Genomic DNA, 25250 nt, shown 5'->3' with positions numbered 1-25250 from the left:
TCCTCTCCTGTCCCCGTCCTCCTCCTGACCCCGTCCTCCTCCCTGTCGCCGTTCTTCCGGCCGTGAGCGCACTTCTGGCCGGGCGCGTGTACGGGTATGTGCGTATGTCTCCATGCCTGCGGCCGATGGTGACCGGACAGGTTCCGAAGTGACCATGAATGATCACGGGGCCGGGGCCGGGCTCCCGCACCCCCACCTCGGCAGGTAACCTCCGGCTCATGTCCCGCCATGTCGCTATCGTCACTGATTCAACGGCCTACCTGCCGCGCCGGACGATGGAACGGCACGGCATCATCGCGGTGCCGCTGACCGTCGTCCTGGGCGATCAGGCGTTGGAGGAGGGCACGGAGATCTCGGCCCGCTCGCTCGCCCAAGCCCTGCAGAAGCGCCACTCCGTGACCACCTCCCGCCCCAGCCCCGAAGTCTTCGCGGAGACCTACCGGGCGGCGGCCGAGGGCGGGGCCGACGCGGTGGTCTCCCTGCACCTGTCGGCGGAGTTCTCGGGCACGTACGACGCGGCGCTGCTCGCGGCGAAGGACGCGCCGATCCCGGTACGCGTGGTGGACACCGGGATGGTCGCCATGGCCCTGGGGTTCTGCGCCCTCGCGGCGGCGGAGAGCGCGGAGGCGGGCGGCATCCTGGACGAGGTCGTGGCAGCGGCGGAGAAACGGGCGGCCGGAACAGCCGCCTTTTTCTACGTCGACACTCTGGACTACCTCCGCCGGGGCGGCCGTATCGGAACGGCCCGGGCGCTGCTGGGGTCCGCGCTCGCGGTGAAGCCGATCCTCCAGCTCGACGGCGGCCGGATCGAGATGCTGGAGAAGGTGCGGACGGCGTCCAAGGCCATCGCCCGCCTGGAGGAGATCGCCGCCGAGCGGGCCGGTGAGGCGCCGGTGGACATCGCCGTCCACCACCTTGCCGCGCCGGAGCGCGCGGAGCGCCTGGCCGAGCGGTTGCGCGAGCGTGTGCCCGGGCTGGCCGACCTTCATGTCAGCGAGGTGGGCGCGGTGATCGGGGCGCACACGGGGCCCGGGCTGCTCGGCGCGGTGATCTCGCCGAGGTGAGGTGCCGTTGAGCGGGCACGGGGCTTACGGGGAAGCCATGCGCTGTTGAGCGGTCACGGGCTCGTGCGGAGGCCGTGCGGCACTCGGACGAGTGAGTGGGATATCCACAACTGGCCGGTTTTCCACAGGAATCGAGGGAGCTCAGCGGATTCGGTCGGTTGTGCCTAGCGTCGTGAGGCATGGCCCTTCGATCTTCTCGGGTGTCGATGCCCGACCACTCGTCCGCCACGACTCCGCCCGCTGCTTCCCCGCCCCCGCCCCCGGCTCCGCTTCCGCCTCCGCCTCCGGGCCCGGCTCCGGCCTCGCTTCCGCCTCCGGCTTCGGCTCTGACTTCCGCTTCCGGTGGTGCAGCCGCGGCAGCGCTGGCCGCTGCCGTACGTGCTCCGAGTGCTGGGCGGCGGGTGGGCCGCGGTCCCGGCAGCCGTCCGAGCGGCCGGGCGGGGCTCCGTCCCGGTGCTCGGCCCGGCCCCCGCCATGGCAGGCAGGGGTCCGCGCGGGGGCGGGCCGCCCTTGCCGCGGTGGCCGCGCGGCGTCGTGCGGACGCGCTGATGGCAGGTGCCCCCGGCCCGGCGACGGTTCGTGACCCGAGCTCGCAAGCGTGCGCCCTGCCCGACGACAGTGCGCCGGGGAGCACCCAAGTGCAGGCGCGCGGCCCTGGGCGGGCGCGGCGTGCGGTGTCGGGGCTCTGGGACCGGGTGCCCGTGTGGGTCAGGCTCAGGTGGGGGCTGGCACCACGGACGCTGGCGGCGCTGGCCCTGGTGCTGCTGGCGGCCGTCGGCCTCGCCGGCTTCCACTTCTGGTCCGTGCGTCCGCAAGCCGTGGATGCCCCCGACACGGTGGAGGCGGGGGCTACCAAGGTGGTCGAAGACCCGTTTCGGCCCAGGGGCGCGGACCCGGTGCCCGGGCCGGCTGCCGGGGTGCCGCCTTCCCCTCCTCCCGAACCGGCCGGGCGGATCATCGTGGATGTCAGTGGCAAGGTGCACCGGCCGGGTGTCCAGCGCCTGCCCGCCGGGTCGAGGGTGGCGGACGCGCTCCGGGCAGCGGGCGGGGTGCGCGCCGGGGCGGATGTCACGGGGCTCAACCGGGCGCGGATCCTCCTGGACGGCGAGCAGGTCGTGGTGGGGCTGCCCCAGGCCCAGCCGGCCCCCGGCGCGGCCCTCGGCGCGGCCGACGGGTCGGCGGGCGCACCGGGAGCGGCCGGCCCGGCGGCACCACTGAGCCTGAACACGGCGACCAAGGAGCAGCTCGAAACGCTGCCGGGGGTCGGGCCCGTGCTGGCACAGCACATCATCGACCACCGCACGGAGAGCGGTGGATTCCGTTCCGTCGACGAGCTCCGGCAGGTCAACGGCATCGGTGACCGCCGGTTCGCCGACCTTCAACCGCTCGTGCAGCCATGACGGCCCGCGAGGCCGTCCATGGTCCGGGCGAGGCCGACCGTGAGACGGCCACCGCCACGAGTGGTGTGCCGGGTGCGGCCCGTGCGCGGGAGGAGGGGCCGGTGGACCTGAGACTCGTCCCGCCGGCGCTGGCGGTCTGGGCGGCCGCGGCTCTCGCGCTGGGGCTGCCGGGACGCTGGGTGGCCGCAGGGGTGGTGGCCTGTGCGGTGATGGCGCTTGTGCTCCTGGCTGCCGCATCCGCCGGAAGGAGGCGGGGTGCCGCGTCCGCTGGAGGGAGCCGGGGCAGTCGGGGTGCCGCGTCCGTCGGAGACGATCGGGCCACCGCGTCCGCCGGAGGAAGGCCTAGTGCCGCGTCCGCTGGAAACAGCCGGGCCGCAGCGTTCTCCGGGGGCAGCTGGGCCGCAGCGTTCTCCGGGGGCAGCCGGGCCGCAGCGTTGTCCGGGAGCAGCCGGGTCGCAGCGTTGTCCGGAGGCGGGTGGGCTGCCACGGCCGGAGCCGTGCTGCTTTGCGCGGCGGCGGGCGGGGCCGCGGCCGGACTGCACGGCGCCGACGTGCGGCGGGGACCCGTTCCCGGGCTGGCGCGGGAGCATGCGCGCATCGACGCCGAGGTGCGGGTGACATCGGATCCCCGGCCGGCCCGCCCAGGTGTGCGGGGCAGCCACAGCACCCCGGCCACGCTCCTGATCGACGCCGACATCACCGAGGTGGCCGCACCCGGCGGGCACGTCACCCGGGTCCGTACCCCCGTGCTCCTCATGGTTTCGCCCGGGGGGGACCGGGCGAGGTGGCAGGAGCTGCTGCCGTCCACCCGGCTCCGCGTCGGCGGGCGGCTCTCACCCCCCGCCCACGCGGGCGAACGCCTGGCCGCCGTCCTGCGGGTGGACGCCGAAGGGCCGCCCCGGATCACCGGCCCTCCCACAGCGGTCCAGCGCGTGGCCGGGGAGCTGCGCTCCGGGTTGCGGGAAGCGACGGACGGCCTCGACCCGGACGCGCGGGCCCTGCTGCCAGGGCTGGTGGTCGGAGACACATCCCGGGTCTCGCCCGAACTGCACGACGCGTTCAAGGCCACCGACCTGACGCACTTGTTGGCTGTCTCCGGGGCGAACCTGTCGATTCTTCTCTTCCTCCTCATCGGCCCGCCCGGATCGGCACTCAACAGTGAACGCCGAGGTCTGGCACCGAAGCTGGGCATCTCCCTGCGGGGGACCGCGGTGATCGGCGGCGCGTTGACGCTCGTGTTCATCGTCGTGTGCCGCCCGGAACCGAGCGTCCTGCGCGCGGCGGTCTGCGGCCTGATCACCCTTCTCGCCATCGGGACCGGCCGCCGCAGGTCGCTGATCCCCGCTCTGGCAGCGGCTGTCGTGCTCCTGCTGCTGTACGACCCCTGGCTGGCCAGGAGCTACGGGTTCCTGCTGTCGGTCCTGGCCACGGGGGCCCTGCTGACCCTCGCACCGCGGTGGAGCGCGGCGCTGCGGCGGCGGGGGGCGCCGGTACGGCTCGCCGAGGTGCTGGCGGCGGCCGCCGCGGCGCAGGCGGTGTGCGCGCCCGTCGTGGTGGTCCTGGCCTCCCGGGTCAGCCTGGTGGCGATTCCGTGCAACCTGCTGGCGGAGTTCGCGGTGGCGCCCGCTACGGTGCTCGGGTTCGCTGCGCTCGCCGTCGCCCCTCTCGCCCCGCTGGTGGCCGAACTGCTGGCGCGGGTCGCGGGCTGGCCCGTCGGGTGGATCGCCACGGTGGCCCGTACGGGGGCGGACCTTCCCGGGGCGGAGGCCCCGTGGCCCGGTGGCTGGGCCGGAGCAGCCCTCCTCGCCGTCCTCACGGTCCTGGCCGTGCTGCTCGCCCCTCGGCTGGTACGTCACCCCTGGGTCTGCTCGGCCGCCGCGCTGCTCCTGGTTCTCGTGGTGCTGCGGCCGGCTCCCCTGACCCGGATCGTGACCGGGTGGCCGCCGCCCGACTGGGCGTTCGCGCTGTGCGACGTCGGGCAGGGCGATGCGATGGTGCTCGCGGCAGGGGAGGGCACGGGTGTGGTCGTCGACACCGGGCCCGATCCCGGGTCGGTCGACCGCTGCCTGCGCGACCTCGGCGTCACGCGCGTACCGCTCGTGATCCTCACGCATTTCCACGCCGACCATGTGCGGGGGCTGCCCGGGGTGCTGCGGGGCAGGGCCGTGGGCGCGATCCAGACGACGAGCCTCGACGAGCCGCCCGAGCAGGCCGCCTTCGTGCGGCGTACGGCGGCCTCGGCGCGGGTCGCTACGGTGCGGGCGGCACCCGGTGAGCGACGCCGGGCGGGACCGCTCGACTGGCGGGTCCTCTGGCCGCGCGCAGGGCCCGGGGGAGTCGGGGTGGTGAAGGGGGAGGGCGGGCCGAACGACTCCAGCGTGACCCTGTACGTCCGGGCCGCGGGCGGACTGACGCTGCTGCTCCTCGGCGACCTTGAACCACCGGCCCAGCGGGGGTTGCTGCACAGCCCGGTGGGGCTGCCCCGGGTGGATGTCCTCAAAGTGGCCCATCACGGCTCGGGCTTCCAGGACGCGGGGCTGCTGCGCAGCGCGCGGCCGAGGCTGGCGCTCATCTCCTGCGGCGCGGACAACCCGTACGGCCACCCCTCGCCCCGTACCGTCGACGCGCTCAAGGCCGCCGGTGCGCGGGTCCTGCGTACCGACACCGACGGCGCCGTCGCGGTGGCGGGCGCGGGCAAGGAGCTGCGGGCGGTGGGCCGTTCAGGACGGGAGGGCTGACCGGTCGGCGGTGGCGGGGGAGGAGGGCTGGACCAGCCAGGTGCCGGCGAGCATCAGGTCGCGGCCGGGCTGCTCGTTCACCTCCCGCCAGGCACGGACGGTGTGCGGAGTGATGCGCAGGTACACCCACGGGGAGGTCGTCCGCGGGTCCCACCTGGACTTCGCCGCGAACGCGTCGCCGGAGGCGCCGGGGAGGTCCGCTCCCTCGACGATCTCGGCTACCCCCTCGATGAGTACCACGTCACGGGTGGGGCCGAGCGTGACCCTGATCTTGCTGGTGGGGGTCACGTTGACCGCCGTCGGGTTGGTCCTCCGGGTCGCCATGAGCAAGGTGCCCTCGTGCCAGGCGAACGACAGCGGCACCAGGCAGGGGGTGCCGTCCGGGGAGGCGGTCGCCACCCATGCGTCCCGGTCGTCACGGAGGCGGGCGAGGGTGTCCCGCAGGCGCTGTTCCGTGCTGCGCGGAGGTGGTGGGGTGGTGATCATGGCCGTCACGCCAGCCGCCGTCCGGTGCGGTACGCGTCGGCCGCCGGACCTAGGCCTCAGGCCCTGTCCGGGCCTCAGGCCCTGTCCGGGCCTCAGGCCCTGTCCGGGCCTCAGGCGCTACGGCTTCTCCAGCCACCCCTCGTACTCCGCGGCGAACTCGTCGAGCGCGGCCGGGTCCATACGTCCGGCCGGGTCCTCCACGACCACCAGCCACTGGGCGTCCTCGGCGTCGTCCTCACCGGCCAGGGCGTCCCGTACGAGCTGGGGTTCCTCGGCGACTCCGAAGCGGTCCGCCAGCTCCCCGGCGACCTCCTCCGCGGAGTCGCGGTCCGGCAGCACCAGTACATGTCTCACATCGCTCACCCGGTCATTCTCCGGTACGGGCACGTGTGCCCCGCACCCCGGGGGCGCCGGACCGGCCGGGGTGTCAGTGGGCCATGGGATGCTGGATCGCGATGGCCACCAGGAAGAATTCCACCGACGATCCGCTCGCCCCCCTCACCCTCGCCGTGGGCCAGGAGGACCTCCTCCTGGACCGTGCGGTGCAGCAGGTGGTGGCGGCGGCCCGCGCTGCCGACGCCGATACGGATGTCCGTGATCTGGCGTCCGACCAGTTGCAGCCCGGCACGCTCGCCGAGCTCACCAGCCCCTCGCTCTTCGCCGAGCGCAAGGTCGTGATCGTGCGCAACGCGCAGGACCTCGCGGCCGACACGGTCAAGGATGTCAAGGCGTATCTCGGGGCGCCGGTCGAGGAGATCACGCTCGTCCTGCTGCACGCGGGCGGGGCCAAGGGCAAGGCGCTCCTGGACGCGGCGCGCAAAGCCGGGGCGCGGGAGGTGGCCTGCCCGAAGACCACCAAGCCGGCCGAGCGGCTCTCCTTCGTACGGTCGGAGTTCCGGACGCACGGGCGGTCCGCGACGTCGGAGGCGTGCCAGGCGTTGGTCGACTCCATCGGCAGCGATCTGCGGGAGCTGGCCAGTGCGGTGTCGCAGCTGATCGCGGACGTGGAGGGGACGATCGACGAGGCGGTCGTCGGGCGCTATTACACCGGGCGTGCGGAGGCGTCGTCGTTCACCGTGGCCGACCGGGCGGTCGAGGGGCGGGCGGCGGAGGCGCTGGAGGCGCTGCGGTGGTCGTTGTCGACCGGGGTCGCGCCCGTGCTGATCACCAGTGCGTTGGCACAGGGGGTGCGGGCGATCGGGAAGCTGTCCTCCGCGCGGGGCGGCCGGCCGGCCGATCTGGCGCGGGAGCTGGGGATGCCGCCGTGGAAGATCGACCGGGTGCGGCAGCAGATGCGGGGGTGGACGCCGGATGGCGTCGCCTTGGCCCTGCGGGCCGTGGCTGCGGCGGACGCGGGGGTGAAGGGTGGGGGGGACGACCCTGAGTACGCCCTGGAGAAGGCCGTCGTCGCTGTCGCGCGGGCGGCGCGGACGGGGCGGTAGCCGTTCCCCCCCGGGGGTGCCGTCGGGCGGGGCCCTGTCGTCTCCGGGCCCGTCCTCACACGCCGGACGGACTGGAGGTGCCCCCGGACGGGCTGGGGCGGACGCGCGGAAGCCCCGGGCGCCGGTCTGGGGAGATCGGGGCCCGGGACTTCCGGGTCGCACTCTTGGTGCGCCGCACCCGCGTGGCGAACGCAGGTTCGGTGTGCGGCGCGGGGTGCCGGTCAGGGGCGGGAGAGAGGGCCCGTCGAGTCCGTTCCGGCGGTCACATCAGTGAGCTTCGGGAAGAAGCTCAGGCCTGCAGGGCGGCAACCTTGGACGCCAGCGCCGACTTCTTGTTGGCGGCGGCGTTCTTGTGGATGACACCCTTCGAGACAGCCTTGTCCAGCTGACGGGAGGCGTCGCGGACGGCCGTGGTGGCCTTCTCGACGTCACCGGCAACGGCGGCCTCGCGGGCCTTGCGGATCGCGGTCTTGAGCGACGACTTGACGGCCTTGTTGCGCAGGCGCGCCTTCTCGTTGGTCTTGTTCCGCTTGATCTGGGACTTGATGTTCGCCACGAATAGAGCCTTTTCAGGTTCGTTGGATCTTCCAGGTGAGCCGCGCCGCTCGTGAGAGCCACGAGGCACAGCTGTCCACGGTAGCAGTCACCCTCCGACCGGCCCAAACCGGTCGCTGTCCCGCAGGCGTGGGACGATGGAGCCTACGTATCGATCCGACCGACGATCCGACCGACCCGACATCGACCCGAGACACGGCGTTCGGCGTCTCAAGAATCAGGACCCTGCGTGCCCGCGACTCCTTCCAACGTGCCCGAGCCGAGCCGTACCGACCCGGCGCTGATCCGCAATTTCTGCATCATCGCGCACATCGACCACGGCAAGTCGACCCTTGCCGACCGGATGCTTCAGCTGACCGGAGTGGTCGACCAGCGGCAGATGCGTGCTCAGTACCTCGACCGGATGGACATCGAGCGCGAGCGCGGCATCACCATCAAGTCCCAGGCGGTCCGGCTGCCCTGGGCGCCCAACACGGGCGAGGACACGGGCACCACCCACATCCTCAACATGATCGACACCCCGGGCCACGTGGACTTCACCTACGAGGTGTCCCGTTCGCTCGCGGCCTGCGAGGGCACGGTCCTGCTGGTCGACGCCGCGCAGGGGATCGAGGCCCAGACGCTGGCCAACCTCTATCTGGCGATGGAGAACGACCTCACCATCGTCCCGGTGCTCAACAAGATCGACCTGCCCGCAGCCCAGCCGGAGAAGTTCTCCGAGGAGCTGGCCAATCTCATCGGCTGCCAGCCCGAGGACGTGCTCAAGGTCTCCGCCAAGACCGGTGTCGGCGTGGACGCGCTGCTCGACCGGGTCGTGCGGGACGTGCCGGCCCCGGTCGGCGTCGCGGACGCCGCCGCACGCGCGATGATCTTCGACTCGGTCTACGACCCGTACCGCGGTGTCGTCACCTACGTCCGTGTCGTCGACGGACAGCTCAACAAGCGCGAGCGCATCAAGATGATGTCGACCGGCGCCACCCACGAACTGCTGGAGATCGGGGTATCCTCCCCGGAGATGACCCCGGCCGACGGCATCGGTGTGGGTGAGGTCGGCTACATCATCACCGGCGTGAAGGACGTCCGGCAGTCCAAGGTCGGTGACACGATCACCTCCCTGAACAAGGGGGCGACCGAGGCGCTGGGCGGCTACAAGGACCCGAAGCCGATGGTGTTCTCGGGGCTCTACCCGCTGGACGGCTCGGACTACCCGGACCTGCGTGAGGCACTGGACAAGCTCCAGCTCAACGACGCCGCCCTGGTCTACGAGCCGGAGACCTCCGCCGCGCTCGGCTTCGGCTTCCGGGTCGGCTTCCTCGGCCTGCTCCACCTGGACGTGGTTCGCGAGCGGCTGGAGCGCGAGTTCGGCCTCGACCTGATCGCGACCGCCCCCAACGTGGTCTACCGGGTCGAGATGGAGGACGGCACCGAGCACATCGTCACCAACCCGAGCGAGTTCCCCGAGGGCAAGATCGACAAGGTGCACGAGCCGGTCGTCCGCGCCACGGTGCTGGCCCCGAGCGAGTTCATCGGCGCGATCATGGAGCTCTGCCAGAACCGGCGCGGCACCCTGCTCGGCATGGACTACCTCTCCGAGGACCGGGTCGAGATCCGCTACACGCTGCCGCTCGCCGAGATCGTCTTCGACTTCTTCGACCAGCTGAAGTCCAAGACCCGCGGCTACGCCTCCCTCGACTACGAGCCCACCGGCGAGCAGTCGGCCCACCTCGTCAAGGTCGACATCCTGCTCCACGGCGACAAGGTGGACGCGTTCTCCGCGGTCACCCACAAGGACAAGGCGTACGCGTACGGCGTCCGGCTCGTCGCCAAGCTGCAGAAGCTCATCCCGCGGCAGAACTTCGAGGTGCCGATCCAGGCGGCGATCGGCGCCCGGGTCATCGCCCGGGAGACGGTCCGCGCCATCCGCAAGGACGTCCTCGCCAAGTGCTACGGCGGTGACATCTCCCGTAAGCGGAAGCTGCTGGAGAAGCAGAAGGAGGGCAAGAAGCGGATGAAGATGGTCGGCAACGTGGAGGTCCCGCAGGACGCCTTCATCTCGGTGCTGTCGACCGACGAGTCCGCCGGGGAGAGCAAGGGCAAGAAGTAGCCCCGGCCCGACCCTGACCGGCCCCCGGCCGGCCGACGGCCCGAAGGGCCCCCACACCGCAGTACCGTGCGGTGACGGGGGCCCTTTCGTTATGAAAGCGGCGGCCCGTTGCCTCTTACGTGGCGGACGAGTGCGCTCTACTCTGATCACGCATCGTTGGTTACTCGCCAGTTAAACAAGCCGAACGAGCAGGTTGCGCAGCAGACAGCAGCATCACCAGCAGTCGCAGTATCAAAGAAGCCGGTCGTAGCAATGCCGCAGGCCCGGAGGACGTCGTGAGCGACACACAGACCTTGATCGATAACCGGCCGCCCTCCGTGGCGGCCCTCTTCATCGACCGCGTGGCGGCGACCCCGGACGGGGAGGCGTACCGCTATCCGGTCCCGTCCGCCTCGGGAGAGGGTCCCGACGACTGGAAGTCGCTGAGCTGGGGCCAGGCCGCCAAGCGGGTCTACGCGATCGCCGCCGGGCTGATCGCCCTCGGAGTGCGGCCGGAGGAGCGGGTCGCGCTCTCCTCCGCCACCCGGGTGGAGTGGATCCTCATCGACCTCGGCGTGATGTGCGCGGGCGCCGCGACCACCACGGTCTACCCGTCCACGAACGCCGAGGAGTCCGCGTTCATCCTGGCCGACTCCGAGAGCCGCATCCTCATCGCGGAGGACGCCGAGCAGCTGGCCAAGGCCCGCGAGCGCCGCACCGAACTGCCCGACCTCGCCCACGTCGTCGTCATCGACCCGACCGGTGTCGAGCCCGCCGAGGGCGACCCCGAGGGCTGGATCATCACCCTCGCCGACCTGGAGGCCCGGGGCGACGAGCTCCTCGCCAAGACCCCGGACGCGGTCACCGGGCGGGTCTCCGCCATCACGGCCGACCAGCTCGCCACCCTCATCTACACCTCCGGCACCACCGGCCGCCCGAAGGGCGTACGGCTGCCGCACGACAACTGGTCGTACATGGCCAAGGCCACCGTGGCGACCGGCCTGATCACCGCCGAGGACGTGCAGTACCTCTGGCTGCCGCTCGCCCACGTCTTCGGCAAGGTCCTCACCTCCGGCCAGATCGAGGTGGGCCACGTCACCGCGATCGACGGCCGCATCGACAAGATCATCGAGAACCTGCCGGTCGTCCAGCCGACCTACATGGCCGCCGTCCCCCGGATCTTCGAGAAGGTCTACAACGGGGTCGCCTCCAAGGCCCGCGCGGGCGGCGGCGCCAAGTACAAGATCTTCCAGTGGGCGGCCGAGGTGGCCCGCGAGTACGCCAAGGTCTCCCAGGACAACTTCCGCCGCACCGGCAAGGCCTCCGTGCCCTTCGCGCTCGGCGCGAAGCACAAGGTCGCCGACGCGCTCGTCTTCTCCAAGATCCGCGACGCCTTCGGCGGCCGGCTGCGCGCCTGCGTCTCCGGTTCCGCCGCCCTCGCCCCCGACATCGGCTACTTCTTCGCCGGCGCCGGCGTGCACATCCTGGAGGGCTACGGCCTCACCGAGACCAGCGCCGCCTCCTTCGTCAACCCGGGCGAGGCCTACCGCACCGGCACCGTCGGCAAGCCGCTCCCCGGCACCGAGGTGCGCATCGCGGACGACGGCGAGATCCTGATGCGCGGCCCCGGCATCATGGAGGGCTACCACAAGCTGCCCGACAAGACCGAAGAGGTCCTGGAGTCGGACGGCTGGTTCCACACCGGTGACATCGGCGAACTGTCGGCCGACGGCTACCTGCGCATCACCGACCGCAAGAAGGACCTGATCAAGACGTCGGGTGGCAAGTACGTCGCCCCGGCCGAGGTCGAGGGCCAGTTCAAGGCGGTCTGCCCGTTCGTCTCCAACATCCTGGTGCACGGCGCGGACCGTAACTTCTGCACCGCGCTCATCGCCCTCGACGGCCCCACCATCCTGGGCTGGGCCGCCGAGAACGGCCTGGCGGGCAAGGAGTACGCGGAGGTGGTGGCCGCCCCGCAGACCGTCGAGCTCATCGACGGGTACGTACAGCGCCTCAACGAGGGGCTCCAGCGCTGGCAGACCATCAAGAAGTTCCGCCTCCTGCCGCGCGACCTGGACGTCGAGCACGGCGAGCTGACCCCGAGCCTGAAGCTGAAGCGGCCGGTCGTCGAGCGGGAGTACCAGGGGCTGATCGACGAGATGTACGCGGGCTCACGCGAGGCCTAGCGCTTCTCGCGCCAACCGCGTCCGGGGGCCGGCTCCCGGACGCCACGGCCGCCTTCCGGGGGCTCGGCCTCGCAATGGCGCAGCGGGGCGGTCGGACATCCAGGTGTCCGGCCGCCCCGTCCGCCGTGCGTGTCCTGTCGTGACCGAGCACGCCGGCTCCCGGCACCAGGCGATCGGGTGCGCTGATGCCCCCGGTCGCGGGGAGCCGCCGGTGAGCCCGTAGCGCAGGTGCCCAGTGCCCTTTGCGAGGCCGGCCGCGCACAGCACCGTCCACACGGTCACCCACGTGCGGCGGCCCATCCGTATCGGGCTCGGCATTGAGGCCTCCTACGAGCGCTCGACGGGCGCGGCTACGGACGCGGCGCCGATGCCGCGGAACACCCGGTTCGATTTTCTGCCCACTTCAGTAACTCGGTGCTTATGGATGCGGCCGGTCTGTCACTCTGTCGGAGTCGTCGGACCCGTAGGAGCCCCCCGTAGGAGCCGCACCGTGGCGCCCATCCCCTTGCAGCGGGACAGCGTGCAGCGTCCCGGCACCAGCCGTGCCGGAACCGCGCACGGCCCGCGCCTGGCCAGCCGCACCAGCCTGCCCGGAATACCGCTCGCCCCGTCCGCCGCCCGCCGGTTCGTGCGGGCGGCGCTCGCGGAGTGGACCGGGCTCGGGGTTCCCGCCGCCGTGGGCTTCAGCGACCGGCTCGCCGACGACGCCGTGACCGTCACCAACGAGCTGGTCACCAACGCCGTGGTGCACGCCGGGACCACGGTCGACCTGGTGCTCCGGCTGGAGGAGGAAGGCGGCGACGAGCCTTCGGCCGCCCTCGTCCTGGAGGTCACCGACCACCACCCGGCCCGCCCGGTGAGCAGCGACGAGCCCGGGGCGACCGGGCATGCGCGCCGTACGGACACCGAACCGCCCGCCGGTACGGACACCGAACCGCCCGCCGTTACGGCCGCGCAGGTCCCCGCCGGTACGGACACCGAGCCGCCCGCCGTTACGGCCGGGCAGGTCCCCGCCGTTACGGCTGCGCAGGTCCCCGCCGGTACGGACACCGAGCCGCCCGCCGTTACGGCCGGGCAGGTCCCCGCCGTTACGGCCGCGCAGGTCCCCGCCGGTACGGACACCGAACCGCCCGCCGTTACGGCTGCGCAGGTCCCCGCCGTTACGGCCGCGCTGGTCCCCGCCGGTACGGCTGCCGAGGCACCCGCGCTCGCCGACCTCCCCGACCCAGCCGAGTACGGCCGGGGCCTCCAGCTCGTCGCCACCCTCGCCGAGTCCTGGGGCATCACCTACCGCACCGGCCTCAAGACCGTCTGGGCCCGCCTCCCCGTCGACGACTGGTGCGGTCCGCCCGCCCCACCCGACCGGGACTCCCTCCGGCGCGGTCTGCGCGCCGCCGAGATCCTCGCCCCCGCCGCCCGGCGCACCGAACGCGACGACGCGGTCTGGGACAGCCGGGGAACCCCGGCCTTCCTCGCCGAGGCGTCCGACCTGCTCGCCGGGCAGCTCGACGAGGACCTGGTGGCCGCCATAGCGGGCCAGCTGCTGGTGCCCCGCCTCGCCGACTGGTGCGCGATCTGGCTGGAGGCCGAGGGCGGGGGACCGGGGGCCGAACCCCGGCTGGCCCGGGTCTGGCACAGCGACGAGACCGGTACGGAGCCCCTGCGCACCGCCCTGGAGCGGGAGCCCCTCCGCCTCCCGGCCGGTGTCGGCTCCGGCCCCGTGTCCGTCCCCGTGCCCTGGCCCGCGCATCCCGACCGGGCCGCCGGGGACGCCCAGCACGCCGAAGAGGCCCGGGAGGGCAGCCGCTCCCCGCACCCCGGCGGCCGGGAGGGCAGCCGCTCCCCGCACCCCGGCGGCCGGGACGGCGCCGCGCTCGCCTTCCGGATCACCGCGGGCGGCCGGGCGCTCGGGACCGTGCTCGTCGGCCGGGAGGGCGCCGCCCAGGTGCCCGAGGCCGTCGCCTCGCTCATCGAGGACTTCGTACGCCGCCTCGGCCTCGCCGTCGGCGCCGCCCGCGCCTACACCCGGCAGGCCACCATCAGCCGGATCCTCCAGCGCGGCCTGCTGCCCAGCAAGGTCGCGGAGATCCCCGGTGTCACCAGCGCTCTCGTATACGAACCGAGCGACGACGGCGTGGTCGGCGGTGACTTCTACGACATCTTCTCCTGCCCCGGCGACCGCTGGTGCTTCGTCCTCGGCGATGTCCAGGGCAGCGGCCCCGAGGCCGCCGTCGTCACCGGCCTCGCCCGCCCCTGGCTGCGGCTGCTCTCCCGGGAGGGCTTCGGCGTCGGCGAGGTCCTGGACCGGCTCAACCGGCTCCTCCTCGACGACGCCATGGAGGCCGCCGAGGCCGCCGCCCTGATGGTCGCCGCCGCCGGGGGCCAGCAGCTCCACGACGGCTCCCAGTCCCGCTTCCTCTCCCTGCTGTACGGGGAGGTCGTGCCACTCCCCGGCGGCGGTGTCCGCTGCACGGTGGCCAGCGCGGGCCACCCGCTGCCCCTGCTGCTGCGCCCCGACGGCTCCGTACGCCCGGCGGCCGAGCCGCAGGTGCTGCTGGGGGTCGTCGAGGACGTGGCGTACGAGAGCCAGGTCTTCGATCTCGCGCCCGGTGACACCCTGCTCTGCGTCACGGACGGGGTGACCGAGCGGCGGTCGGGGCCGCTGATGTTCGACGACGGGGACGGGCTGGCCCGGGTGCTGGCCGGGTGCGCCGGGCTGCCCGCCGACGCGACGGCCGAGCGGATCCGGCGAGCGGTCCACGAGTTCGCCGAGCAGCCGCCGGACGACGACGTGGCCCTGCTGGTGCTCCACGCGGACCAGCACGCGGACCGAGCGGACCGGCACGCGGACTGAAACGTTCCCGCGGCGAGCGACAATGGTCGGTATGCCTTCCGTACTGCCCGATGGTGAGCCCGTGCCCGACGACGGGGCGCTGCCCCGCCACGCCCTGGAAGGCGCAGCCGACCGCCCGCTCGGCTTCTACCTGCACGTCCCGTACTGCGCCACCCGCTGCGGCTACTGCGACTTCAACACCTACACCGCCACCGAGCTGCGCGGCTCCGGCGGCGCGCTGGCCTCCCGCGACAACTACGCCGCCCACCTGATCGAGGAGGTCCGCCAGGCCCGCAAGGTCCTCGGCGACGACCCCCGCCCGGTCCGTACGGTCTTCGTCGGCGGCGGCACGCCCACGCTGCTGCCCGCCGCCGATCTCGTGCGGATGCTGGCGGCGATCCGGGAGGAGTTCGGGCTCGCGGAGGACGCGGAGATCACCACCGAGGCGAACCCGGAGTCCGTCGACCCGGCCTACCTCGAAGCCCTGCGCGAGGGCGGCTTCAACCGGGTCTCCTTCGGCATGCAGAGCGCCAAGCAGCACGTCCTGAAGATCCTGGACCGCACGCACACCCCCGGCCGCCCCGAAGCGTGCGTCGCCGAGGCGCGCGCGGCGGGCTTCGACCACGTCAACCTCGACCTGATCTACGGCACCCCCGGCGAGTCCGACGACGACTGGCGGGCCACCCTGGACGCGGCCATCGGCGCGGGCCCCGACCACGTCTCCGCGTACGCGCTGATCGTCGAGGAGGGCACCCAGCTCGCCCGCCGCATCCGGCGCGGCGAGATCCCGATGACCGACGACGACGCGCACGCCGACCGCTACCTGATCGCGGACGAGGCCTTCGCCGCCGCGGGCTTCGACTGGTACGAGGTCTCCAACTGGGCCACCACCGAGGCCGGCCGCTGCCTGCACAACGAGCTGTACTGGCGCGGCGCCGACTGGTGGGGCGCGGGCCCCGGAGCCCACAGCCACGTCGGCGGGGTCCGCTGGTGGAACGTGAAGCACCCCGGCGCGTACGCCCAGGCGCTCGCCGAGGGCCGCTCGCCCGGCGCCGGCCGCGAGATCCTCGGCCAGGAGGACCGCCGGGTCGAGCGCATCCTGCTGGAGCTCCGGCTCCGCGAGGGCTGCCCGCTCGACCTGCTCAAACCCGACGGCCTCGCCGCCTCCCGCCGCGCCCTGACCGACGGGCTGCTGGAGCCGGAGCCGTACGAGGAGGGCCGCGCGGTCCTCACCCTGCGCGGGCGGCTCCTGGCCGACGCCGTCGTGCGGGACCTGGTCGACTGACCCGTACGGACGACCTCAAGGCCGGCAGTCCTTCGCCGTCAACGGGGGCGCGACCCCGGCGGGCTTGCCGCAGACGAGGGTCCGCTCGGCGCTCGGCCCGGGGCGGACCACCTTGACGATGTTCAGACCGTGCACATGGTCGGAGACCGAGGACCTCGCCCGGCTGAACGCGATTGTCCCGGTGGGCATGTTGTTCAGCTCCACCGTGTGCAGCGTCGCCCAGGTCTCGGCGGCGCTCCGCCGGGCGTCACCGCGTGCGGCGGCGTCGTACAGGGCCGCCGTCGCGCTGTAGGCGATGACCGTCTGCCCGCTGGCGAACAGCTCGTCCTCGTACGCCGGCCGCCCCGAGGCCAGGGTCGTGGCCTCCTTCTCGGGGGCCAGCGCCCGCAGGGTGCGGTGCGCGTCCCCGTAGAAACCGGGATTCTTCCCCCGGTCCAACGGGGCGAGCGCGCTGTGGTAGAGCGTGACGTTCGTCGCGATGGAGGCGCTGTCGCTGAAGCTGTCCTTCGTCAGATCGTCCCCCGTGAACACCGTCAGCGCCCGGTCCCAGCACCCGGTGGTCTCCGACAAGCCCCGCATCAGGGCCCGTACGTCCTCGACGCGCCCGGCGAAGTACAGCGCGTCCGGGACCCGCTCCGCCTGGCAGATGGTGGTGAGCGGGGCGTTCAAACTGGCGCCCCCCGCCAGGTCGTACTCCACGTCGCGGCCCAGGGCGAAGCCCGATGTCCGCAGCATCTCCCGGCCCGCGTCCCGCTGCTCGGCGGTGTACCGGTCCAGGTCCCCGTTGCGGTCCTCGCGCGAGAGCACGATCGCGTACGGGCGGTCCAGCTTCCCCGCGATCTGCCGGGCCACCAGCCCGAGCGCGTACGTCTGCTCCTCGTCCGTCGCCCCAGACCGAAGTAGTTGGGGAACCGGCGGGGCAGGTCGCTGCTGGAGTTCGTGGTGTCCACCAGTGCCAGCCCGGCCGAGCGGAGCAGCGCCACCGCGTCGTCGCTCTCGTCGGTGTTGCGGCCGAGGCCGACCACGCCCACCACCGTCGGGTCCCGCCGGGCCACTTCGATGATCTTGCGCACGGCGGTGAGTTGGCGCAGCATGTCCTGGCCGGTGTCGGCGGTGAGCACCCGCAGCTTGACCGACCGCCGCACGGTCTTGTTCACCGCCTGCTGCTGGAGATAGACGCCGGTCAGCTCCTCCAGGCCCTTGCGGGTCGCCTCGGGGTCCTTGCCCGTCGCGGTCAGCGGACCGGCGTAGACGACGGTGACGTACGCGTCGCCCGGCTCGATGTCCGCGTTCTCCGCGCGGATCGCCCGCTCGATCCGGTCGAACGTGATGCCCTTCCCGCCCCCGAGCAGCTCCAGGCCGTTGCCCCGCGCGAAGCGCACCTCGGGCGCGGTCGCCACGCCGACACACTCCCGCTCCCCTTCAGGCCCGGCCCAGATCGCGTCGGTGCTGCGGTCGGTCAGCGGGCCGTGGCAGTAGGTGTCGCGCCAGTGCCCGGCCCACAGGAACGCCCCCAGCAGACTGCCCACGACGAGCAGCCCGACGGCCGGTCTCGACATCACCCACCACGCCCAGGTCCGCGGCACCCGGTAGGTGGCGAGCCGGTCCTGGGCGGGCGGACGGGACAGCTCCTCGGTGGCCAGCGGCAGTTGGAGCACCCACGCCAGCATCGCCGCGGCCACCGGCGACTGCCCCAGGCTCAGCTCCTCGACCCAGCGGTCGTAACTCTCCAGGGCCCCCGAGGGAGCGGCCGTCCGGCCCGATACCGGCCGCGGAGGGGGCGGCGGGGTGTGCCGCACGACCTCGGCGGCCGGCAGCGCGGCGAGCAGCAGCAGCGGATCGACCTCGCTGCGCCGCGACCGTACGTTGTTGATCGCGTTGATCAGCAGGATGCCGCCGTTGTCCTGGGTGGCCCGGCTCAGGAGCACCACCGGCGGACGGGTCCGCTTGGAGCGCCGCCAGTCCGCCGCGCGGGGACGGTAGTTGTCCCGCAGGTCCTCCAGCAGCGCCTGTACCCGCAGCTCCAGATGGAACTGGCGCGCGTGCCCGTCGCCCGCCCCCGCGTGCGCCACCCGCTTCGCCACCGCCGCCGCCCGCACCCGGATCACGTCCCACGACCCTCTCGGCGAGAGGCGGGACCAGCCGTCCGAGGGATAGCCGGTGCTGGACGCGGCCAGCGAGGGGGTGGTGGCGAACCACCGGCTGGCCCGGCGCAGCCACAGCAGCGGCGGCGCGGACCGGCTCGCCACGCCCACCACGGCGAGACCCATCAGCGCGAGGGACGCCACCAGGACCGTCAGGAACCAGTCGATCTCGCCGAGCAGCACGCTGAGCAGGGCGATGAAGAGCGCCCCGACGAAGGTCTCGGGCCGCACCGAACTCCGCAGGGACGCCCCCCAGGTGCCCCGGCGCGGCCGGTCGGCCCGCCGGCGCAGCCGGCGCAGCTGCTCCAGGATCAGTTCCTCGCTGATCTCCCGGGGATTCCCGTCGGACTGTCCGACCACGGTCGCGGTCGCCTGCTCGATCGCTCCGAGCAGGCGCGAGCGGGGAAAGGCCGGCGGTTTGTACTGCGCGGTCCCGGGCGGTTCCCACGGCCTCTCGGCCAGCGTGCGCACCATGTCGAGCGCCGCCTCGTAGGGGGTGGACCCGCCGCCTCGCAGCCGCTGCACCGGCACCCCGCGGCGCTCGTTGGCCCGGTGGACCAGCTTCACGATCGCCTCGACCTGCCGGTCGGTCTCGTGCCCGGCCCCGGCGTCCTCGGCCTTGATCACCACCAGCGGCATCACCGGCCGGTTCTTCCGGTACCCGTCGATCAGCTGCTGCGTCAGACGGAAGACGGCCAGGGCCGCCTCGCTCCCCGCCCCGCCCCGCCAGTCCCCTTGCCCCATCGCCCGCGCCCCTCCCCCGTGAACGGGTGAGCCCGCTCTCCCCACCCTCCCTAACCGATGGTGCGTGTGGGGCGCAGCATTCCCAGGGATCGGTACGAGATCCTCTTCCACGGGCCCGCGACGAGCGGCGGGACATCACTCCGTAAGGGTGACGAAGTCGATCAATTCCTCCACCCGGCCCAGGAGTTGAGGCTCAAGGTCCCTGTAGCTGCGGACCTTGGACAGGATGTGCTGCCAGGCCGCCCCGGTGTTCTCCGGCCAGCCCAGCGCCCGGCACACCCCCGTCTTCCAGTCCTGCCCACGGGGCACCACCGGCCAGGCGTCGATCCCCACCGAGGACGGCTTCACCGCCTCCCACACGTCGATGTACGGGTGGCCCACCACCAGCACGTGCGGGTCCGAGACCTGCGCGGCGATCCGGGACTCCTTGGAGCCGGGCACCAGGTGGTCCACCAGCACCCCGAGCCGGGCGTCCGGCCCCGGCGCGAACTCGCCCACGACGGCCGGAAGATCGTCGATCCCCTCCAGGTACTCCACGACCACGCCCTCGATGCGCAGGTCGTCGCCCCACACCCGCTCGACCAGTTCCGCGTCGTGCCGGCCCTCCACGTAGATCCGCCCCGCCCGCGCCACCCGCGCCCGCGCGCCGGGCACCGCCACCGAACCGGAGGCCGTACGGGTGGGGCGCACCGGCCCCCCGGGCCCCGGGCGGACCAGTGTGACCACCTTGCCCTCCAGCAGGAAGGCGCGCGGCTCCATCGGGAAGACCCGGTGCTTGCCGAAGCGGTCCTCCAGGGTCACCGTGGGCCTCAGGGCCGTCCTCTCGCAGCGGATCACCGCCCCGCAGAAACCGGTGGCGACCTCCTCCACGACCAGGTCGGGTTCGGCGGGGACCTCGGGCACGGGGGCGGACCTCTTCCACGGCGGGGTCAGGTCCGGCTGGTAGCTGCGCATGGCACGACGATAATTCGCCGCACGCGCTCCCTCGGCGCACCCCACCGCTCACCTCCGGCGCACCCCACCGTTCACCTCCGGCCCGTCCCACCGCTCACCCTCGGCGCACCCCACCGCTCACCTCCGGCCCGTCCCACCGCTCACCCTCGGCGCACCCCGCCACTCACCCTCCGGCGCACCCCACCGCTCACCTCCGGCCCGTCCCACCGCTCACCCTCCGGCGCACCCCGCCGCTCACCCCCAGCTCGACCCCGCCCACGCCCACGCCCACCCCACCCATTCACACCGCGTCGAACCGCTCCGCCAGCGACGCCCGCTGCGCCCGGACGAACGCCGCGTCCACCACCGCCCCGTGCCCCGGTACGTACACCGCGCCCTCGCCGCCCAGATCGAGGAGCCGGTCCAGGGCGGCGGGCCAGCGCGAGGGGATCGCGTCCCCGCCCGCCTGCGGCTCGCCCGACTCCTCCACCAGGTCGCCGCAGAGCACCACCGCACCCTCGCCGTCCGTACCCGGAACCAGCACCGCGAGGTCATGGCCGCTGTGGCCCGGCCCCACGTTGGCCAACAGCACCTGACGGCCGCCGCCCAGGTCGAGCGTCCACTCGCCGGTCACCTCGTGGTGCGGCACCACCAGCGCGTCCACCGCCCGGTGCGCGTCCTCCTCCGCGAGCCCGTGGCGCACGGCCGACCCGGTCAGCTCGTCCGCCGAGCGCCGCAGCAGGGCGGTGACGCCCACCGCCCCGTACACCTGGGCGCCGGCGAACGCCGCCGTCCCCAGCACATGGTCGAAGTGGGGGTGGCTCAGTGCGATATGCGTCACCCTCCGGCCGAGCAGCGCCTCGGCCTGCCTGCGCAGCTCGACGCCCTCGCGCAGGGTCGAGCCGGTGTCGAACAGCAGCACGCCGTCGGCCCCGGCGACCAGCGCCGCCGTGGCGTCCCAGCCCGGCAGGCGCCGCCGCCCGATACCGTGGCCCAACCGCTCCCAGCCGAAGTCTTCCCAAGAGACGTCCATGGCACGACGCTATCGGCAACCACCCGCGCGGGCCGTCGGCGGCGTGGCCGGTCGCCCTTGCCCCTGCCCCACCCCACCCCCGTACACTGACGGCATCGAAGGTTGGCACTCGTACGCAGCGAGTGCCAGACAGGCACCGGGAAACAACAGCTGGAGGTGTGCGCCATGCTCAGCGAACGCAGGCTCGAGGTGCTGCGCGCCATCGTCCAGGACTATGTCGGCACCGAGGAGCCCGTCGGCTCCAAGGCGCTCACCGAACGGCACCAGCTGGGTGTCTCCCCGGCCACCGTCCGCAACGACATGGCGGTGCTGGAGGACGAGGGCTTCATCGCGCAGCCGCACACGAGCGCGGGCCGCATCCCCACCGACAAGGGGTACCGCCTCTTCGTCGACAAGCTCGCCGGCGTCAAGCCGCTCTCCTCGCCCGAGCGCCGGGCCATCCAGAACTTCCTCGACGGCGCGGTCGACCTCGACGACGTGGTCGGCCGGACCGTACGGCTGCTCGCGCAGCTGACCCGGCAGGTCGCGGTCGTGCAGTACCCCTCGCTGACCCGCTCGACGGTGCGGCACGTGGAGCTGCTGTCGCTGGCCCCCGCCCGGCTGATGCTGGTCCTGATCACGGACACCGGCCGGGTCGAACAGCGTATGATCGACTGCCCCGCGCCCTTCGGCGAGGCATCCCTCGCGGATCTGCGGGCCCGGCTCAACAGCCGGGTCGTCGGACGCCGCTTCGCGGATGTCCCGCGGCTGGTGCGGGAGCTGCCGGAATCCTTCGACAGCGAGGACCGCGGAACGGTCTCCACGGTCCTTTCCACCCTCCTCGAAACCCTGGTCGAGGAGACGGAGGAGCGGCTGATGATCGGCGGCACCTCCAACCTCACCCGCTTCGGGCACGACTTCCCTGTGATGATCCGGCCGGTGCTGGAAGCACTGGAGGAGCAGGTCGTCCTGCTGAAGCTGCTCGGTGAGGCCACGGACTCAGCCATGACCGTGCGGATCGGGCACGAGAACGCCCACGAGGGCCTCACGTCCACGTCCGTCGTCGCGGTCGGCTACGGTTCGGGCGACGAGGCAGTCGCCAAACTCGGCGTGGTCGGACCGACCCGCATGGACTACCCCGGAACGATGGGAGCGGTACGCGCAGTGGCACGTTACGTCGGACAGATCCTGGCGGAGTCGTAAGTGGCCACGGACTACTACGCCGTACTCGGCGTGCGCCGCGACGCGTCTCAGGACGAGATCAAGAAGGCATTCCGTCGGCTCGCACGCGAGCTGCACCCGGATGTCAACCCGGACCCGAAGACCCAGGAGCGGTTCAAGGAGATCAACGCCGCTTACGAGGTGCTCTCGGACCCGCAGAAGAAGCAGGTCTACGACCTCGGCGGCGACCCGCTCTCCGCGGGCGGCGGTGGCGGTGGCGCGGGCGGTTTCGGAGCCGGCGGCTTCGGCAACTTCTCCGACATCATGGACGCGTTCTTCGGAACGGCCTCGCAGCGCGGGCCCCGCTCGCGCACCCGTCGCGGCCAGGACGCCATGATCCGGCTGGAGATCGACCTCTCCGAGGCGGCCTTCGGCACCACCAAGGACATCCAGGTCGACACGGCGGTCGTCTGCAACACCTGCAGCGGCGAGGGCGCGGCCCCAGGCACCTCCGCCCAGACCTGTGACATGTGCCGCGGCCGCGGCGAGGTTTCGCAGGTCACCCGGTCCTTCCTGGGCCAGGTCATGACCTCGCGGCCCTGCCCGCAGTGCCAGGGCTTCGGTACGGTCGTGCCGACGCCGTGCCCGGAGTGCGCCGGTGACGGCCGCATCCGCTCGCGCCGCACGCTCACCGTCAAGATCCCCGCGGGCGTCGACAACGGCACCCGCATCCAGCTCGCCGGTGAGGGCGAGGTCGGCCCGGGCGGCGGCCCGCCCGGCGACCTGTACGTCGAGATCCACGAGCTGCCGCACGCGGTCTTCCAGCGGCGCGGCGACGACCTGCACTGCACGGTCACCATCCCGATGACGGCCGCCGCCCTCGGCACCAAGTGTCCGCTGGAGACGCTGGACGGCGTCGAGGAGATCGACATCCGGCCCGGCACCCAGTCCGGCCAGTCCGTACCGCTGCACGGGCGGGGCATCACCCACCTGCGGGGCGGCGGCCGGGGCGACCTGATCGTGCACGTCGAGGTGATGACCCCCTCCAAGCTCGACGCGGAGCAGGAGCGGCTGCTGCGGGAGCTCTCCAAGCTGCGCGGCGAGGAGCGACCCTTGGGCCAGTTCCAGCCAGGCCAACAGGGGCTCTTCTCCCGGCTGAAGGACGCCTTCAACGGCCGCTGAAGCCTTTTCCGCCTTTCACCGCACCGCCCATCGGTTCTCCGCCGGTGGGCGGTGCGGCGTTCTGCGGGAGATCCGGTCACGCCGAAGGCTGGCTGATTCGGCCCTGTGCGGCGGACGTGGCACGATGCGGTCATGTCCTCCGCGTTGACCGATCTCTGCCGGTATCCGGTCGTGCAGGCCCCCATGGCGGGCGGCGCTTCCGGACCCCAGCTCGCCGCCGCCGTCGCCGAGGCGGGCGGGCTCGGGTTCCTGGCCGCCGGGTACAAGACGGCGGACGGCATGTACAACGAGATCAAACAGCTGCGCCGGCTCACCGGCGGGCCCTTCGGCGTCAACCTCTTCATGCCGCAGCCCGCGCTCGCCGACCCCAGCGCCGTCGAGGTCTACCGCCACCAGCTGGCCGGGGAGGCCGCCTGGTACGAGACCCCGCTCGGCGACCCCGACAGCAGCGGCGACGACGGGTACGAGGCGAAGGTCGCCATCCTGCTGGAGGACCCGGTCCCGGTGGTCTCCTTCACCTTCGGCTGCCCCACCCGCGACACGCTCGACGCCTTCGCCAAGGCGGGGACGCACACCGTCGTGACCGTGACCTCCGCCGAGGAGGCCCAGGCCGCCCAGTGGGCGGGCGCCGACGCCGTCTGCGTCCAGGGCGTCGAGGCCGGCGGCCACCAGTCCACCCACCGCGACGACCCGCAGGCCGACCACACCGGCACCGGGCTGCTCACCCTCGTCACCCAGGTCCGCGAGACCGTGCAGATCCCCATCATCGCCACCGGCGGCCTGATGCGCGGCTCGCAGATCGCCGCCGTCCTCGCGGCCGGCGCCGACGCCGCCCAGCTCGGCACCGCCTTCCTGGTCTGCCCCGAATCCGGGGCCCACCTGCTGCACAAGCAGGCCCTGACCAACCCGCTCTTCGTCCGGACCGAGCTGACCCGCGCGTTCTCCGGACGTCCCGCACGCGGCCTGGTCAACCGGTTCGTCCGCGAGCACGGCCCGTACGCCCCCGCCGCCTACCCCCAGGTCCACTACCTGACCACCGGGCTGCGCCAGGCCGCCGCCAAGGCCGGGGACGCCCAGGGCATGGCCCTGTGGGCCGGTCAGGGCCACCGGATGGCCCGCGAACTCCCCGTCGGCGAGCTGGTCGAGCTGCTCGCCGCCGAACTGGAGGCCGCCAGGTCGGCCCTGAGCATGAGGAGCCCCCGGTGACCGCACCGGTCTTCGTCGTCGAACGGATGCCCACCGGACCGGAGTTCGTGTTGGACGGACCCGAGGGGCGGCACGCCGTCTCCGTGAAGCGGCTCCAGCCGGGCGAGGAACTCGTCCTCACCGACGGCCTCGGCCACTGGGCGGACGGCACCGTGCGCGCCGCCGAGGGCAAGGACCGCCTCACGGTCACCCTTCGCGCGGCCGTCCGGGAGGAGCCGGAACCCGCACCCCGGATCACCGTCGTCCAGGCGCTCCCCAAGGGCGACCGCGGCGAACTGGCCGTGGAGACCATGACCGAGACCGGCGTCGACGCGATCGTGCCGTGGCAGGCCGCCCGCTGCATCACCCGGTGGAAGGGCGAGCGGGGGGCCAAGTCCCTGGCGAAATGGCGCAGTACGGCCCGGGAGGCGGGCAAGCAGTCCCGCCGGGTGCGCTTCCCCGAGGTGACCGAGGCCATGACGACCGGACAGGTCGCCGCCCTGCTGGCCGGGGCCGACTTCGCCGGGGTGCTGCACGAGGACCGCGACCACGACAGCACCCCCCTCGCCACCGCCGAACTCCCCGCCGAGGGCACGATCGTGCTCGTCGTCGGCCCCGAGGGCGGCGTCTCCCCGCAGGAACTGACCGCCTTCGCCGACGCGGGCGCCCGCCCCTACCGGCTCGGCCGCAGCGTGCTGCGCACCTCCACCGCGGGGACGGCCGCGACCGCGCTGCTGCTCGGACGCACGGGGCGCTGGGGCTGAACGGGCCGGACGAGGGGGCTCCCCGGGCCCGCTGTCAGTGACGTTACGTAGAG

17 protein-coding genes and 1 pseudogene are annotated in these 25250 nt (G+C 73.0%); 12 read left to right on the top strand and 6 right to left on the bottom strand.

Annotation, left to right across the window (positions count from 1 at the left end; all coding sequences use genetic code 11):
* The first annotated feature begins 218 nt into the window (after nt 1-218).
* The 3 genes from ACIQAK_RS03605 to ACIQAK_RS03595 all read left to right on the top strand — a co-directional run bounded on the left by ACIQAK_RS03605 (nt 219) and on the right by ACIQAK_RS03595 (nt 5202).
* Complete coding sequence (locus tag ACIQAK_RS03605) at nt 219-1064, top strand: DegV family protein (protein WP_366387966.1); 846 nt, start codon at nt 219-221, stop codon at nt 1062-1064.
* 725 nt (nt 1065-1789) lie between these two features.
* The gene (locus tag ACIQAK_RS03600; protein ID WP_401847769.1) at nt 1790-2464 is read left to right on the top strand and encodes a helix-hairpin-helix domain-containing protein; all 675 of its coding nucleotides are present in this window, start codon (nt 1790-1792) and stop codon (nt 2462-2464) included.
* Entirely contained in the window at nt 2461-5202 is a 2742-nt protein-coding gene (locus ACIQAK_RS03595) for a ComEC/Rec2 family competence protein (RefSeq protein WP_366387968.1), read from the top strand. The genes ACIQAK_RS03600 and ACIQAK_RS03595 overlap by 4 nt, the downstream gene beginning before the upstream one ends.
* On the opposite strand, the gene ACIQAK_RS03590 is transcribed toward ACIQAK_RS03595, so the two are convergent.
* Complete coding sequence (locus tag ACIQAK_RS03590) at nt 5185-5688, bottom strand: pyridoxamine 5'-phosphate oxidase family protein (protein ID WP_366388591.1); 504 nt, start codon at nt 5686-5688, stop codon at nt 5185-5187. The two genes, ACIQAK_RS03595 and ACIQAK_RS03590, sit on opposite strands and share 18 nt — an antisense overlap.
* 117 nt (nt 5689-5805) lie before the next feature.
* Nucleotides 5806-6051: a hypothetical protein gene (locus tag ACIQAK_RS03585; RefSeq protein ID WP_366387969.1), complete on the bottom strand. Its 246-nt coding sequence runs from the start codon at nt 6049-6051 to the stop codon at nt 5806-5808.
* A 92-nt stretch (nt 6052-6143) separates the two neighbouring features.
* Here ACIQAK_RS03585 and holA point away from each other — a divergent pair, with 92 nt between their 5' ends.
* Nucleotides 6144-7130 carry a DNA polymerase III subunit delta gene (gene holA / locus ACIQAK_RS03580; RefSeq protein WP_366387970.1) on the top strand — a complete coding sequence of 329 codons (987 nt, stop codon included), beginning with the start codon at nt 6144-6146 and terminating at the stop codon, nt 7128-7130.
* Nucleotides 7131-7419: 289 nt separating this feature from the next.
* Here the strand turns inward: holA and rpsT are convergent, their stop codons facing one another.
* Complete coding sequence (rpsT, locus tag ACIQAK_RS03575; RefSeq protein ID WP_018961227.1) at nt 7420-7686, bottom strand: 30S ribosomal protein S20; 267 nt, start codon at nt 7684-7686, stop codon at nt 7420-7422.
* A gap of 228 nt (nt 7687-7914) precedes the next feature.
* Here rpsT and lepA point away from each other — a divergent pair, with 228 nt between their 5' ends.
* The 4 genes from lepA (at nt 7915) to hemW (ending at nt 16072) form a co-directional block, all read left to right on the top strand.
* Complete coding sequence (lepA, locus tag ACIQAK_RS03570) at nt 7915-9789, top strand: translation elongation factor 4 (RefSeq protein WP_366387971.1); 1875 nt, start codon at nt 7915-7917, stop codon at nt 9787-9789.
* Between the two features lie 275 nt (nt 9790-10064).
* Nucleotides 10065-11954: an AMP-binding protein gene (locus ACIQAK_RS03565; protein ID WP_366387972.1), complete on the top strand. Its 1890-nt coding sequence runs from the start codon at nt 10065-10067 to the stop codon at nt 11952-11954.
* Between the two features lie 490 nt (nt 11955-12444).
* Nucleotides 12445-14808 (top strand): SpoIIE family protein phosphatase, encoded by a 2364-nt coding sequence (locus ACIQAK_RS03560; RefSeq protein ID WP_366387973.1) that lies wholly within the window; start codon nt 12445-12447, stop codon nt 14806-14808.
* 22 nt (nt 14809-14830) lie between these two features.
* Nucleotides 14831-16072, top strand: a complete 1242-nt coding sequence (gene hemW / locus ACIQAK_RS03555; protein ID WP_366387974.1) for a radical SAM family heme chaperone HemW — start codon at nt 14831-14833, stop codon at nt 16070-16072.
* Between the two features lie 15 nt (nt 16073-16087).
* On the opposite strand, the pseudogene ACIQAK_RS03550 reads toward hemW, so the two are convergent.
* From ACIQAK_RS03550 to ACIQAK_RS03540, 3 genes and pseudogenes are all read right to left on the bottom strand, one after another.
* Nucleotides 16088-18960 (bottom strand): annotated as a pseudogene (locus ACIQAK_RS03550) (hypothetical protein).
* Nucleotides 18961-19095: 135 nt separating this feature from the next.
* Nucleotides 19096-19914, bottom strand: a complete 819-nt coding sequence (locus ACIQAK_RS03545) for a DUF3097 domain-containing protein (RefSeq protein WP_366387975.1) — start codon at nt 19912-19914, stop codon at nt 19096-19098.
* Between the two features lie 280 nt (nt 19915-20194).
* A complete protein-coding gene (locus tag ACIQAK_RS03540) occupies nt 20195-20926 on the bottom strand; it encodes an MBL fold metallo-hydrolase (protein ID WP_366387976.1) in 732 nt (243 codons plus the stop codon).
* 165 nt (nt 20927-21091) lie between these two features.
* Between ACIQAK_RS03540 and hrcA the strand changes: the two genes are divergently transcribed.
* From hrcA to ACIQAK_RS03520, 4 genes are all read left to right on the top strand, one after another.
* Nucleotides 21092-22108: a heat-inducible transcriptional repressor HrcA gene (gene hrcA, locus ACIQAK_RS03535; RefSeq protein ID WP_030563440.1), complete on the top strand. Its 1017-nt coding sequence runs from the start codon at nt 21092-21094 to the stop codon at nt 22106-22108.
* Nucleotides 22109-23248: a molecular chaperone DnaJ gene (gene dnaJ, locus ACIQAK_RS03530; RefSeq protein WP_366387977.1), complete on the top strand. Its 1140-nt coding sequence runs from the start codon at nt 22109-22111 to the stop codon at nt 23246-23248.
* A gap of 132 nt (nt 23249-23380) precedes the next feature.
* Nucleotides 23381-24454: a nitronate monooxygenase gene (locus ACIQAK_RS03525; RefSeq protein ID WP_366387978.1), complete on the top strand. Its 1074-nt coding sequence runs from the start codon at nt 23381-23383 to the stop codon at nt 24452-24454.
* The gene (locus ACIQAK_RS03520; protein ID WP_366387979.1) at nt 24451-25197 is read left to right on the top strand and encodes a 16S rRNA (uracil(1498)-N(3))-methyltransferase; all 747 of its coding nucleotides are present in this window, start codon (nt 24451-24453) and stop codon (nt 25195-25197) included. Before ACIQAK_RS03525 ends, ACIQAK_RS03520 begins: the two co-directional genes overlap by 4 nt.
* The last annotated feature ends 53 nt before the right edge of the window (nt 25198-25250 follow it).

The organism is Streptomyces sp. NPDC088706 (assembly GCF_044752765.1).
GTDB lineage: Bacteria > Actinomycetota > Actinomycetes > Streptomycetales > Streptomycetaceae > Streptomyces.
This window is presented reverse-complemented; position numbering and strand designations above follow the sequence as displayed.